The 15504-nt window shown below is 41.6% G+C and carries 10 protein-coding genes; 1 reads left to right on the top strand and 9 read right to left on the bottom strand.

The genetic code is table 11. The annotated features are described in order from the left end of the window. Positions 1-26: 26 nt before the first annotated feature. From KFO40_RS06420 to KFO40_RS06385, 8 genes are read right to left on the bottom strand one after another with little or no spacing between them, the layout of a single operon-like run. Positions 27-2402, bottom strand: coding sequence for a GH92 family glycosyl hydrolase (locus KFO40_RS06420; RefSeq protein WP_211146199.1), 2376 nt, complete (start codon positions 2400-2402; stop codon positions 27-29). After that, the gene (locus KFO40_RS06415; protein ID WP_117683253.1) at positions 2399-3598 is read right to left on the bottom strand and encodes a glycoside hydrolase family 76 protein; all 1200 of its coding nucleotides are present in this window, start codon (positions 3596-3598) and stop codon (positions 2399-2401) included. Before KFO40_RS06415 ends, KFO40_RS06420 begins: the two co-directional genes overlap by 4 nt. 3 nt (positions 3599-3601) lie before the next feature. Then, positions 3602-4828, bottom strand: coding sequence for a glycoside hydrolase family 76 protein (locus KFO40_RS06410; RefSeq protein ID WP_211146198.1), 1227 nt, complete (start codon positions 4826-4828; stop codon positions 3602-3604). A gap of 12 nt (positions 4829-4840) precedes the next feature. Then, on the bottom strand, positions 4841-5980 hold the full coding sequence (locus tag KFO40_RS06405) for a SusE domain-containing protein (protein ID WP_117683285.1): 1140 nt from the start codon (positions 5978-5980) through the stop codon (positions 4841-4843). Positions 5981-6009: 29 nt separating this feature from the next. Beyond that, positions 6010-7614, bottom strand: a complete 1605-nt coding sequence (locus KFO40_RS06400; RefSeq protein WP_004313538.1) for a RagB/SusD family nutrient uptake outer membrane protein — start codon at positions 7612-7614, stop codon at positions 6010-6012. Positions 7615-7625: 11 nt separating this feature from the next. Then, positions 7626-10673: a SusC/RagA family TonB-linked outer membrane protein gene (locus KFO40_RS06395; RefSeq protein WP_211146197.1), complete on the bottom strand. Its 3048-nt coding sequence runs from the start codon at positions 10671-10673 to the stop codon at positions 7626-7628. A 39-nt stretch (positions 10674-10712) separates the two neighbouring features. Beyond that, positions 10713-11813 (bottom strand): ROK family protein, encoded by a 1101-nt coding sequence (locus tag KFO40_RS06390; protein WP_004326178.1) that lies wholly within the window; start codon positions 11811-11813, stop codon positions 10713-10715. A 33-nt stretch (positions 11814-11846) separates the two neighbouring features. Further along, a complete protein-coding gene (locus KFO40_RS06385) occupies positions 11847-13577 on the bottom strand; it encodes a class I mannose-6-phosphate isomerase (protein WP_118023740.1) in 1731 nt (576 codons plus the stop codon). A 142-nt stretch (positions 13578-13719) separates the two neighbouring features. Between KFO40_RS06385 and KFO40_RS06380 the strand changes: the two genes are divergently transcribed. Further along, a complete protein-coding gene (locus KFO40_RS06380; protein ID WP_032852854.1) occupies positions 13720-14448 on the top strand; it encodes a GntR family transcriptional regulator in 729 nt (242 codons plus the stop codon). A 109-nt stretch (positions 14449-14557) separates the two neighbouring features. Here the strand turns inward: KFO40_RS06380 and KFO40_RS06375 are convergent, their stop codons facing one another. Next, positions 14558-15355 carry a hypothetical protein gene (locus tag KFO40_RS06375; RefSeq protein ID WP_211146196.1) on the bottom strand — a complete coding sequence of 266 codons (798 nt, stop codon included), beginning with the start codon at positions 15353-15355 and terminating at the stop codon, positions 14558-14560. Positions 15356-15504 lie beyond the last annotated feature (149 nt).

Genomic DNA, 15504 nt, shown 5'->3' with positions numbered 1-15504 from the left:
CATCGGCACCGAGGTAAATAAGCTGTTTATTCAGAACAATGAGGCGGATTTTCCACTCCCCATTTTTCATTCGGTTGATTACCCATTGTGAGTTTCAATGTTCCACCTTTATAGAGTTCATCCCGGTACATCCAACATTGTTCCAGCGGTTTACCGTTCAACGTAGCAGATTGTACATAATAGGCATCCGGTGTATTACCAGTCGTTTCAATCACAAACGTTTTTCCCGTCGCATTCATCGGACTAAGTTTGATTTCAATCTTATCAAACAACGGACTGCCAATCTGGAAAGTCGGTCGTTCACAAGAACCGCCCTGTACATCGAACAATCCCATTGCCGCCATCACATACCAGGCTCCCAACTGTCCCTGATCTTCATCCTGACCGTAGCCATAACCATGCTCTCCGTTTGTTCCGTAAAACTCATCACAAATCAAGCGCGTCCATTTCTGTGTCAGGTAAGGTTTACCGGAGAAATTGAACAACCAAGGAATATGAAGACTTGGCTGATTACCATGATTGTAAGGACTCTCCACACCTGCAAAAGCATAAGTTATCTTACCGCCACCAAAAATAGATTTACGCGCTTCGGTAAATATAGAATCCAACCGATTATTAACCTCCTCTTTACCCACTTTTTCAATCAAACGATATGGATGTTGAGGAACAAAAAATGTATATTGTACAGCATTTCCTTCCTGAAATCCTCTCCATGACTCCAGCGGATTAAAGTTATCAATAAACTCACCGTTAGGAACTCTGGGACGAACCAGTTTCAATGAATCATCAAATAGTTTTTCCCATCCTCTTGATAATTCCATCAAACGGTTGTAATCATCCGTATGCCCCAATGCTTTCGCCCACTGCGCCACAGCATAAGCACTAAAGCAATATTCCAATGTATGAGAAACAGAAAAGGTAGAGCCATCCGGATGTGTGCCATAGTGAACACTGTTCTCATAAGGTACATATCCTCTTTCTACAAACTGCTTCACATCCATCTTACCTGCCCCCTCAATGCGGCCTTCCCAGCCTAATTCATTCTTTAAAGCTGCCTGATAAGCCGTTTCAACATCAAAATCACGAATACCACTATTGTATGCACCTGCCAGGGTAATACTCACCATATTTGTCCCTACGCCCGAAACATATCTACTGGCAGCAATACCATCACCTAACCAGCCAGCATCTTTGTATACCAGCAACTGACTGTTAACTAATCCATTGTAGTATTCCGGATAAGCTAGTGCCCAAAGAGAAGTCAAGTTCCAGTAAGCCCCCCAAACTGCATCCGTATTATAATGATTATATATCGGCTTACCTTCTTGTCCCAAAGGTATCTGCCCTACTGTTCCATCATTTTTGGGATAAGCTCCATTAACATCGCTAGCAAGTCCTCTGCCCAACAAAGCGTGATACAATCCTGTATAAAATTTGATTTTGCTTTCATCCGTACCTCCTGAAACCAGAATACGTCCCAAGGATTCATTCCATTTATCCGTAGTTGACTGTAAAGCTTCATTAAAAGTCAAGTCTTTCGCTTCCGTTTCCAGATTCAGTTTAGCATTTTCAATGGAAGTATATGACAAACCGATCTTTACATTTACTACATCATCTTTTTTCGTTTTATAATTCAGGCACATAATAGCTCCTGCACCTTTGATTTCATTTCCCGCTTTCAGAATACTATCTTGATAAAAAACCTCTACCGATTCAGGAATACGATCTAGTTTTGCATAAAAATACATAGCTACTGATGAACCCGCTTGATATTTCTTCACATATTCCGGTTCCGTAATCACGTAACCTTCAATAGTATTTCCATCTATCTGTTTGATATATGCATCACGCACAGCTCCACTTTCTCCCTGACGATTTCCAATATTCAAAAGAATATGAGCAGCTTCCGTCTCCGGGAAAGTATATCGCTGGAATCCGACACGAGCAGTGGCAGTAAGTTCTGCCTTTACCTGGTAATCCTTTAATAATACAGAGTAATATCCCGGACGCGCCGTTTCATCTTTCTTATCAAAACGGGAACGGAAACCTTTATCGGGGTCTTCCAGTTTTCCGGGATTTGTTTTTACTTCTCCCGTTACAGGCATCAGTGAAATTCCTCCTATCTGAAACTCATGTAAGCAAGGAAAGCCATCAATCGAAGTATGATTATCTTCATAACCAATAGCTTCCCATCCTTGATTATTACCGTAAGTTCCATTGGTAGAAGCTCCCAGTTTAGCCATTCCAAAAGGCTCCGCAGCCGGAGTATAGAAAAACCAACGACTATGTACAGTTCCAATATTAGGATTCACATACTCTACCAGATTGGGACGATCAGGTGTTTTGCACCCTACAACACCTGCCAGAATCAACAGGCTACCTATCCATTTTAATTTCATCATTTATTTATTTTTCTGTTTGTAACTTCTCCTTTAATCATCGCCACACGTGCATAATACTCCGGCACACACGAAGCATCCAATAACCATTTCGGCTTACGTTTTTCATCAGTCCGCCCTGTCCAGTCATGATACATCAGTCCCGCCTGGTCACGTGCATGATCCCAAGCATAATCCAGTCCTTTTATCATCGTATCCACATATTTTGAATCCCCCGTAACATTGTACAGATCGTGATACCCTCTAAACAAAACCAAATTAAACCAAGGCAAATCTGCAATATAAGGAATACCGTCTTCCGTATACTTAAAAAACACTTTGTAGCTTCCTTCTGCCAGAAATTTAGCATTATCCAGATACGCCTGCTCACCCGTATAATTATATAAAGCTACAGCTGCTTGTAACAAAGTACCAGTATTGTAAGTATACAAATCCGGGCATACTGCCGAAGTCGTTGTTAACCATGAATTCCAAACGACTCCTCTTTCCGGATCTTTCAGATATTTATCAATCCAATGATAGAACTTCTTTCCCACCTCCAGATAATACTCATCTTTAGTTGCTTCATAAAGTTTTAAAGCCAACACCATCGCTTTTCCGTTAGAACAGGCAGGTTTCTGATCTTTCACTCCTTCCAGCCAGGAAACAGCTCCTTCAAAGTTCTCATCCCAGCCACTTAAAATAAAGGTCAATACCTGTTTCGCTTTCTCCAGATAATGAGGATTTTTAGTTACCAGGTAAGAATCAATATAATCAATACCCACTAAACCATTGTCATCATAATAGCGGTCTACCTTTCCAAACTGAACAGGGTAAGCCTGATAACCAAAAGGAACACGCGTTGTATCATAGTAACGCTCCATTGCCATCACCATCGAATCGACATAAACCGTATATTTCTCCGGTTCGATGGCAGCCATCAACACTGCCGAAGAAAAGACACCACTCATAGGCCACAGATAAGAAACTTCCTGCGCTTGCCGGGTGGAATCATTAAAATAAGTCAGATCAGGACGATGACTGCTTGGGTAATATTCAGAGAAGAGGCCGTATTTGGGAACCCGGTAGAGTTCCCAAACACGCTGAAACATTTCTTCTGCCTTATCTTTATTCGGAGTCGTTTTTGATTCTCCGACACAAGAGAGAAGCACGAATACCGTCGATACAAATAAAACTATATTTCTAATTTTACTATTCATATCCTATTCCTCTGTCACTGTTTCTCCTTTGTACAAAGCAATCATTCCCAAAGATTCGAGCGCAGCATCCTGCATCAACAACTGTTCAGCACGTTTTGGAGTTGCTCCTGTCCAGTCTTCATAGAACAGTCCGTTTGATAAACAGGCATTTTCGTATGCATAATCCAAGAAGTTAATGAATGTTTTGATATAATTACCTGCATTTTTGTAATAAGGTTCAATATCAATAAATGCACGGATCAGTTTTGTTGTGAACCAAGGATCATGATCAGGATAAGCCAACGCCACCCCATTAAGCGGACGTACAAAATAATTATACGCACCTTCGGAAGAAGCAATGGCACTGTCCAGATAAGTCTGCTCACCCGTTATTTTGTATAAACGGACCCCGTTAGAAATCATCACACCTGTATTGTAAGTCCATTTTGTTTTATTAATGGATCCGTCTGCTTGTTTATCATTCCAGTAACAGCCATCTTCCGGATCACGCAAGTTAGTCAACGTCCAAGCATATAAACGTTTTGCCAGAGCCAACACATCCGCTTTTTCCTCTTGAGGACATACAGAATAATATTCAAGCAAGAATAGCGTTGCATACCCATTAGCGCATGTCGGTTTATTCGAATCACCAACTCCCTGCTGTCCTTTCTGGTCTTCATTCCACCAAAGGCCTCCTCCAAACGTATCATCTTCACCAGCTTGCAGGAACTCAACGATTCTTTTAGCTTTCGTCACATAATCTTGATTATTTAGCAAATTAAAAGCCTCTACCAGTTCAATCCCCACAATAGAATTATCATCATAAAAACGTGTTCCACTACCGGTAGTACCATTGGTTTGAGAGCCATAACCACCCACAGTTCCACTAGGAGTACGATAATAAACTTCAAACCGGTCTACCATATCTGCATAATTCACATCATAACCTAAGGCATGTAAAGCTGCTGCCCCGGAAACCAGTCCGTCATACGGCCATAAGAAAGAAGCGGAATTATCCCCGTCTTTCTTAGGATAATTTTCATTATACAGTCCTTCTGTTGCCCCACTATTGATCCGGTAGCACTGATTAATCAAGTCAAACTGCTCTTTGGCACGTTTATGATAAACGACCTCCTCTCCGGGTTCTGACGGAGCAATCGGTGTAGGCGGGATATATTTTTCTACGTCATCTCCGGCACAGGAGAATAATAGTGCCGGAAGAATTGCTAAAATAGTCTTTATCTTTTTCATAACTTAGTTTTATTAATTAATCGGAGTCACATTAGTAAATGTATGTATCATCAATCCATCCGAATTCGTATCGATAGTGATAGTCGCATGCGTATAATCCAGACTACCTTTCATTTTCCAAAGATGATCCCACTGATTCCATTGGAATTCATACAAAGCATAGAAAGAAGCAGGTTCTCCACCTACCGGACGTTCGGCACTCACGTCATCACCTCTACCCCAACACATATCACCATTATTTACCGATGCAATAAAGTAATAACGTTCTTCTGTCCAACCTAACCAAGAAGGAGGGTTCGTGCTCGGACGACTTGGGTCTACAAATATAATATCACCCTCTCCCACAAATTTACCATCACCCGCATACTCTAATACAGCTATATCTCCAAATGTTGCTCCCCAAATACAACGAACAGAAGAACCTATTTTTTCCGTCGTCATTGCCATTGTATTAAAGTTCACAGTCAAGCGGGTTACTTCTTCGGAAGCAGCGACTGCCGTTTCGCCCTCCCCTTCTCTTAACTTCGAGCTATCATCAATATAATAGCTGAATGTTTCACCTGTAGTAGCAGACTTAAATGATATATTTCCTGCAGATAACTTCGTATAAATCTGGAAAACTCCCTCTTCTACACAACGGAACGGAATTCCCCCCTGTCCACTGTTCTCCGTAGCCGAACCATATAAATACAATTCAGCCGGAATATTATCAATTCCCTCTCCACGAGTTACTGTGATGGTAGCCACCTTGTCGGTTCTCTTCACCACTCCACCTTTCGAAGCATTTACCGTCCATTTTATATCTCCGGTTTCCAAAGGATAAATGCCTGCATTTCTGGCAATCGTATTAATAGCTGCATGAGTGATTGACAAACTGGTCGCAGCTCCCAAATCACTTTTCACCGTAGCCAGCGGCTTTGAAAAATCACCGTCTGCCTTATCAAACAGCACCTCGTACAATACAATTCCGCCATCTGCCGCACCACCTCCTGACCACGACAACACAACAGGCGTTGGAGATGACACATTCAACTGGATAGAAGCAGGGGAACTTAATTCTGTAGGGACTGCAAAATCCGTGTTCAATTCATAATCTTCCTGACATGAAACCATTGCCAGAAGTACTGAACATATCCATAATATCTTTTTCATAATCATTCCTTTTTGAGTCGTTTAACCAATTACCAATTCGGATTCTGCTCCAAATTACCATTCAAGTCACGTTCAGCCTGTGGTATAGGCCACAAATAATGTTTATTTGCATTAAAGGTTCTGTTTTCAACCCGAACGTATCCATCATCCGTACCTACCACATCATTTGTCTTTAGTCCGTGACACCATCCATTCAATACATTGTCCGCAATTCTCCAACGGATAATATCTTTATGGCGATGTCCTTCCAATGCCAATTCCGAACGACGTTCGTTTCGTACAATCTCAATCAGTTTATCTTTAGAAGCTCCTTCCGGGAATTCCAGTGCTGAAGCAAGTGTAAATCCGGCCCTATCACGAATTGGTTTAATAGTTGCATCCCAAGCCGTCTTATCCAGTTCTCCTAATTCTGCCAATGCTTCCGCATTCATCAATAAAATATCAGCATAACGAATCAGAATCGGATTCAAACCAGAATAAAGAGTAGCACGATAAGTGTTATCCCAATATTTCTTAATATAGTAACCGGTAGCCGAACAGTCTGAACCTACCCCATAACCATCTTTGCCTTCACCTTTCTCACAGTTGATAACAACTTCTGTTCCGTCGGCCAACGTATATGAGTTTCCAGTGTACATCACCGTTGCCTTCAAACGTGGGTCACGATTAGCATACGGATGACTTTCATCAAACGATGTTCCTGTTTCCTTAATTGTTTTTCCATCCAGCATAATATAACTGTCTACCAACTCCTGCAAAGGAGAAAGCTGGGAATATCCACCCAAAGTGGGCGGCAGGAAAACATACATCATCTGATGTTCACGACTGGTCGGACGATACTGTGCATCCAAAATTACTTCAGAGTTGTATTCATTAGCGATCTCAAACAATCCTGCATAACTTCCAAAGAGTTTAAAGCCTCCCTCTGTCATAATGGTAGAAGTGATATTTTTCACTTGCGTCCAATTACCTTCAAACAAATAGATTTTAGCTTTAATCGCCATTGCCGCCCAACGGGTAATCCGACCTTTATTATCCGCATCATAAGAAGTCGGCAAATAGTTACCATTAATCACTTCATCCAGATCGGCCAAAACATTTGCTATTACAGTGGCTTTGGCCGTACGTGCAATAGACATACTTTCTTTAATAGAAAGCACTTTGGTAGTATAAGGAACATCTCCGAATTTCGTATACAACTCATAATAATTATAAGCACGAAGCACTTTTGCCTCGCCAATATAACGTTTCTTCAATTCAGGATCCAAATCCGGTACGCGATCAATATTCTCCAATAGTTCATTACACATACGAATCCCCGTATAACGTCCGTCCCAAACCTTTTTCACGTAAGGGTCTGCTGTAGAATATGAACCATTACCGATATTCTGTGTAGCATCGTTCGGTTGCTTGGTATAAGCATTGTCCGTCATTGCTTCACAATAAAGCTGTTCGTCCATATTTCCCAAATAGGTATAGCAAGTATTCAACGCCTTGACAGCTGCTTCAGGATCCTCTTCCCAATAAGTCAAGTCCGTTTCTCTGTCATACGGTGCCGTATCCAAGTCAACACAAGAGGCACCGCCCACTACCAAGACAGCAGATAAAATCAAATTCTTTATAGTTGTTTTCATCACGGTACAGTTTAAAATTTAACATTAAGTCCAAATGAATATACTCTTGCCACAGGATAAGAACGACCACTGCCGTCTCCGGTATATTCCGGGTCCCATCCGCCTTTCATCTTTGTGAAAGTCAACGGATTCTGCACACTGGCAAAGATTCTTAAATTCTTGACATAGAGTTTTTTCATCCATTGTTGCGAGAAAGTATATCCAATCTGCGCATTTTTCAAACGCAAGTATTTAGCATCCTGAATCCAGAAATCTGATTTCGCTGCATTATTAGCAGATTCCGCACCCATTGTCAGACGGGGATAAGTAGCATCCGGATTATTCGGAGTCCAGCGATCTTGATGGAAATCCATTACAGGACCTTCATTGTTATTATGGAAAGCCTCTACAGATTCACCACGCATCCACTTGTTACGTTTTCCTACTCCTTGCCACATCATCGAGAAATCAAAACCTTTATATTCCAAACCATAGGTGAAGCCGAAAGTATATCTTGGGAAGTCATTACCAACAATAAAACGGTCATCGTCCGGTTTAATCACACCATCGCCGTTCTTATCCAAATAACGAATATCTCCCGGTTTCGGTGTAATACCTTCCAAGTGCGGTCCTTTCTGACATTCTTCCTCATTCTGGAAAAATCCATCCGAACGATATGCATAGTAAGAGTACAACGGATAACCTTCCTTGATAATTGTCTGTACATCCGAGCCACCGATAATTTCCGTACCGCGTGTATCTATTACTTCATTAAAGCTATCTGAAATATTTCCGGCGAAGTTATGCACTACCGGACCAGTCTTCAAACGATAACTTACTGATAATTCCCATCCTCTCGTCTCGACCTTACCAGCGTTTTGAATCGGGGCACCATTACCAAACAATCCGGGAACCGGTAAATTCACCAAAATATCTTTTGTACGATTATTGAAGCAATCAAAAGTAATATTCAAATCATTATTCAACAATCCCAATTCGAAGCCGATATTAGCCATACGGGTAGTTTCCCATTTGAGATCAGGGTTTGTAGAAGCGAATTCAGCCGTCTGCGCCAGCTTGTCGCCGAAACTGATACCATTCTTTACAGACACCGTCTGCATGTATTGATAAGCACCAATGCGGTTATTACCAACCAATCCCCATGAACCTCTGATTTTTAGAGAAGGAACATACGGTTTCAGTACAGACCAGAATTTTTCTTCCGAGATACGCCATCCTGCCGAGAAAGACGGGAAGACTCCCGAACGGTTTCCTTTCGCAAAATAAGAAGAATAGTCATTACGGATATTAAATTCCAGCAGATATTTCTCATCATAATTATAAGTGGCTCTTGCAAAACCGGAATAGATAACCCAGTCACTTGCCGAACCACCATTGCTAACTTTATCCCCACTCAAATCACCTACAAAAATATCATATTTAGAATCCTCCGTCAAACGACTGGTAGAGAACTGCTTTTCAGAGAAACCCTCATAAGCATATCCTAATAATCCACCGATAGAGTGTTTCCCTATTTTCGTATTATAAGTCACCATAAGATTGGTAGTGATATTCTTAGAACGATAGAATTGCTCGGTCAACTTATTTTCACTATCTCCCGTACCTTCGAAGGCCTTCCGGTTCTCATGCAAATTATTATTCCAAACACGTCCACCGGCACTTCCGATCAGTTTCAGTCCTTTATATACTTCCCATTCGGCTTGTATGGTTCCCAATAATTCATCATTCACATTCTGGCGATAACCGCCTTCTTCCAAACGCTGCAAACCGTTTGAGTTACTTCCGGCAGGATAATTATAACTGCCATCCTCATTCTTGATCGGGTAAATCGGCGGCATACGGTTTGCCTGCTCGATAATCCATTCCGTCCAGTAAGCATGTTCTTTAATGTCATTACGGGCAAATTGAGAAGTCAAATTCAATGTAAAGTTATTCGTCACCTTATGGCTTACATTCAGACGTGCATTGTAGCGTTTATAACCATAATCAGGTCCCTTGAACATACTACTCTGATCCAGATAACCCAGAGAAGCCATATAAGACAACTGATCGTTACCGCCTGTCATCGAAACATTGTGTGAACTTTGAGGAGAATTACGATTATAAAGTTCTTTCACCCAATTTACATTCGGACCACCATTTCTATATTGCGCAATCTGCTCGGGAGTGAATTTTGCAGCTCTTCCCGAATTAACAGCCGCTTCATTATACAGTTCAGCGTATACCCACGAGTCTGCTATCTTAGGCAATGAAGTAGGTTGCTGAACACCATACATAAAATCATAAGAGATTTCTACCTTACCGGCTTTTCCTTTCTTGGTAGTGACAAGTACCACACCATTGGAAGCACGTGAACCATAAATAGCAGTAGAAGAAGCATCTTTCAAAATAGAAATCTGCTCAATATCAGCCGGATTCAGATTGGCGAGCGATCCTTCAATTCCGTCAATAATCACCAACGGATCATTGTTGTTCATTGTATTCAAACCACGGATATTAATAGAAGGTACACTACCCGGAGTAGAACTTCCCTGCTGAATTACCAAACCGGGAGTCGTTCCCTGCATCGCTTCCAATACATTGGAAATCGGCTTTCCTTCCAATTCATCCGTAGAAACAGAAGACACAGCTCCTGTCAGGTTGACTTTCTTCTGCACACCGTAGCCTACCACTACCACATCTTTCAAAGCAACCACATCCGACTTCAACACCACATTGATAAACTGGCGGCCGTTCACCGGAACTTCCTGTGTTTCATATCCTATTGAGGAAACTACCAATACCGCTTTTGAAGCAACATTCAGTGAAAAATTTCCATCCATATCCGTAGCCGTACCCGTAGATACACCTTTCACCAGCACGGTAGCCCCAATCACGGGTTCCCCGTCTGCCATTACCTTACCTTTCACTGCGATTGTATTAGATTGCGCATACAGTTTGGAACCAACAGCCACATTCATACAAACAATCAACATAACAGCCAATAATTGCCAACTCGAAAATGCCGTTCTGAAAAGCCGGCGGGCAAATTGCGCGTTCAATAGATTAGATTGTTTCATAACATTTTATATTTGAATTAATAGAAGAGTTATCATATATTATAAGATATTAAGTTGGGACAAAGCAAAGGAATAAGCCCCTAAAGCAACGGCTCTGCTTGCTCCTAATGTAGAAACAGCAATGCCTATTTTCTTGTGACAGGCATAATGTACCTCTCTCTCCGAAAATGGTATTTTCACCATCTTGTCTTTTTCCTCCAGAAATTTATCAAATGCCTCTTTTTCGGACAGATTGAACACCTCCATCTGCAAACAAGGGAAAGAAGCTCCTGCAAACGTGCCAATCTGCCGATTCATCTCATTCATAATTCCCGGAAGTATGTATTTAGCTGCTCCAGCCACTCCTCCGCCAATCACCACCAAGCCATCAACAATATTCAATGCACGGATGATAGCATCACCGGCCATCTCTCCCAGTTCGTTAAAACTCCGGACAGCAGCCTGCTGATCTCCCTCAGCGGTCCCTTCGGCAATATCATATATATCTTTGGGAGTCAAAGAAGAAGCATCCTTTCCGGTCAATTCCTGATATACTCGCCTGACAGCCCTGATGCTGACACTTTCTTCCGCGATCATTTCGGGATATTTCTTATTCCGCATAATCCAGACGTCGCCGCCGCAACCGTTGTCTCCGGTCAGTAACCGGCTGTCAATCACCACTCCGGCACCAAACCCTGTACCCAGCGTAATTCCGAGCAGGTTCTTATATACCTTACTGCTGCCTGCTTCTTTCAGGCGTTTATTCACTTCGGGCAAAGTGCCTGCCAAGGCTTCGCCATAAGCAAACAAATTACCGTCATTATTAATAAAAACCGGAATACCAAACTGTTCCCTCAAATAAGGTCCAAGTGCCACTCCTCCCCTGAAGGCCGGGAAGTTAGGCAAGTCACCAATAATTCCATGCTCATAGTCAGCAGGCCCGGGGAAAGCAAAACTGATAGCTACCGGAAGTTTCGGCAATCGTTTCTCAACTTCCAGGAAACCTTCTACAAGAACAGACAAGCAACGCTCCAAGTCGTCGGACGCTGCCGGAAGGCAAATAGGTTCCACTATTTCGCGACAGCCTTGTATGGCTGAAAACACGAAATTAGTGCCTCCCGCATCGAGCGTCATTACGATTCGTTCATCATGTTCATACATAGTTCTCAAGATATTAGATGATTTATTTCATTATTAAAAGCGTACGTAAGCTTTGATTGTTACACATTCTTTTCCTGCAGATTTACCATACGGGGCAATGGTATATTCTTTCACCCCGGCAGGAATGATAAATGTTTCGGCATAATGCACCACGAAAGGTTCAAAAGCATGAGTAGGACTCTCAACTACGGCCTCTTCTCCCTCCAACAGATTCAGCACATTTACACTATCGTTTGTGTGATGCAACACCGGTGATGAGAAACGGTGGCGACGAGTTTCGATAAATTCGTTCGGATGCAATCCGGTACGTTCTTCTACCCAACCTTCTCCGGAAGCAACTTCCTTAAACTGATTGCGAAGGTGTTCATTCACATATTCCGTATCACGATTCCAGTTGATAACGCATTTACCACGTTCCACATTGATTGGACGCGGTTTTCCATCCAGTCCCAAGCGTTGCCAGTCCCATAGTTTGAAAGTAAAGAGGTTCGGAGTCGAACTGATTTCAAGCACCATACTGTTGGCACCGGAACAATGAACGGTTCCTCCCGGGATCAGGAAGTGGTCGTGTTTCTTCGTCGGAATCTTATTTACGTATTTTTCTGCGTCAAACACCAGTTCACCTTTTTGTGCTTTACGCAAATCGCCGATCATCGCCTCTTTGTCCACTCCTGTCTTCACTCCCAGATAAACGACGGCATCTTCTTCCGCGTCTACCATGTAGTAACTTTCATCCTGTGTGTAGTACATACCGAAGCTGTCGCGGATAAATTGAGTAGTAGGATGCACCTGCAAACTCAAATTACCTCCGCCCATCGTATCCAAAAAGTCGAAACGAATAGGGAAGTCTTTTCCAAAGCGTGCCTCCACCGGTTCACCAAGCAACTCTTTACTTTTCAGTAAAACCAAATCAACCGAAGGCAGCTCAAAGCGTACTCCGTTCACTTCAAAATAAAGGCTGTTCTCTTCAGGTACACAGTCAAAGCACCAGCCGAAATTTTCACGTTCACGATCCAGGTCGCAAACCTCTTTCATCCATTGACCACCCCAGGGAGCCGGATCGAAGAAAGGAACTACCCGGAACGGTGTGTTCACCGTTGCCTCTACCCCTTTAAAGAAAGTATCCTTATCAATCATCTTCGGTGTCCCGGCCACATGGGTGTCAATCCAGAATTCTACCCTGTCAAACAATCTTTCCTTATACCTATCACATACTCTCCAATCGTTGAAATACCCTCTCTTGTATTGCAAAGAAACAGCATCGTTCCGATTGTCTATACCTAAAGCTTTTACCTCATGCCGGCGGAAACGTTGTTGGATTTCCCAACGTGCCATATCCGCATAAACTACCATCGCATCCTGTGGAGCAACAACAGCAGCACCCGTACCTATGATTACAATGGTTTCTTTTGCTTCACTGATTTGCTTCCGTGCAGCAGCCACCTTATCCGCATCCAAATAATCTTCCAGCTTCAAATTGGTAACATAGCCGAATAACACATCTTCAGTCATGAAGCGTTCTGTCAACGTTTGAATTTCTTTTTCCGGTTTCATCAAATCACGTACATTCATCACTCTTCCGGAGAATTCTTTTGAAAAAGCATCCAGCACTTCTTCTTCATATACTCCTGTATATAAATCCACAGCCAGCACTTTTCTTGCATCCATTTTCTTTTTTAACATAGAAATGATACTATCCCAACCCTGAACAAGCATCCCCGTCAGCTTCGTAGAAGGAAATTTATCATAATTAGCTTTTCTCATGTTTATAGCGTTTTTAAATTTTATATGTTCATACATACTTTCAATTGTGCAAATATATAGATTTTATTTTTATTCCAAACAAAACTTGGATTATTTTTTGATAAATCTTATATTTGCTGAAAATAAACCAATCAGAATAGATATGAAATTAGATCATAATAGTGATAAACCGCTTCATATTCAGGCAGAAGAGATACTAAGAAGACTCATAGAATCTGAAGAGTACAAAAACGGAAAGCTATTTCCCAATGAGGTCGAATTGTCTGAACAATTACATATTTCAAGGAACACATTGAGACAAGCTATCAACAAACTCGTGTTTGAGGGGCTTCTGGTGCGAAAGAAGGGCTACGGAACGAAGGTAGTAAAGAAAGGTATCGTAGGGGGAGTAAAGAACTGGCTTAGTTTCTCACAGGAGATGAAGATGTTAGGTATCGAGATTCGCAATTTCGAGCTACATATCAGTTTAAAGCGTGCAACCGAAGAAATCGGTACGTTCTTTGATTTAGGTTCCAGTCCCGACACTCGCTGCGTAGTGATGGAGCGTGTCAGAGGAAAAAAAGAATATCCGTTTGTTTACTTCATCTCTTATTTCAACCCCAATATTCCACTGACAGGAGAGGAAGATTATACACGTCCATTATACGAAATGCTGGAAACCCAATATAATATAGTGGTAAAGACCAGCAAGGAGGAGATTTCAGCCAGACTTGCAGGGGAATTTATTGCAGAGAAACTGGAGATAAAATCCAATGACCCTATATTAATAAGGAGAAGATTTGTTTATGATGTGAACGGAGTACCTATTGAATACAACGTCGGATATTATCGGGCAGACAGCTTTACTTATACAATAGAGGCAGAGAGATAGACCGTATGTTCATACATATATAATATAAGGAGGCTATTTTAGAAGTTGAAATCTCTATCTTTCCTTTAAAATAACCTCTTTATATCATCTCTCTTTCCATAATCATGTCCTACCCGTCATTTATTATCGAACTACCATTAGAGCATCCGGCAAGAATCCGATCCAGACTTTCATCCACAACACCTATCATCTGAAGTTTGGATAATAAATGATAGTAAGAAGTTTTTCCTACTCCTTCTATTCTCAACAGACTTTTCCACCCTCTTCCCGATACGATTTCCAATAAGTCCTTTACCGTTCGAACATCTTGATTATACAAGATATTAGCCAACCGGGTATCAGCTATTTTACAAACAGGCAATTGAAGTATCCACTCCTCCTGCCCAACATTTATATTCTTATTATTGTCTGCCAAAGATAAAAAACGAGCATTGATAGCACGCTTTCGATAAGTAGCCAATATATCTTTCTTCAGTTTCAACCCTTTAAGTATAGAGTTATACATTTGCAATGTCTTCCCATAGGTAATTCGATGCCGATCAGCCACTTTCGCTACTGATTCTCCTGTAGAAATTGAATAGAAGATATCGCGGGTAACAGGGTGAAGAATCAATGCTGACAGTTCACGAATGATTATTTCATATAGCGGTTTACAAGTCGTCTGTGTTCTCAATACATATAGTAGATCATCGTATTTGGAAATGATAAAGTCCCGTTCCAGTTTCTTTTCTTCTACGATTTTAGAAAGGTAACCTGCTTCTAAACCAAGTCTTTTGTGAGCTTCCAGATAAGCATCCAAACTCTCATCATCCAAAAACAACTGATCGTTGATTCGGGAACTCGTAATGTATCCAAGATTTGCCCAATTTCTAAGAATCGTCTCCTGGATGCCGTGTCTTTCAGACATCTGTTTTGTTGTGAGCCAATTTGACATAAAAAAACGGAACTAGATTAATAATATTAACTAGTCCCGTACCTTGGCTCAGTTGTAATTCTTGGGGGATTAAGTTTAGTCAATTCCCTTCATGCATATACCTTTGCTAGCCTAAAAAGGAA

It is taken from the genome of Bacteroides sp. 1001302B_160321_D4, assembly GCF_015667765.1.
Classification (GTDB): Bacteria; Bacteroidota; Bacteroidia; order Bacteroidales; family Bacteroidaceae; genus Bacteroides; species Bacteroides xylanisolvens.
This window is presented reverse-complemented; position numbering and strand designations above follow the sequence as displayed.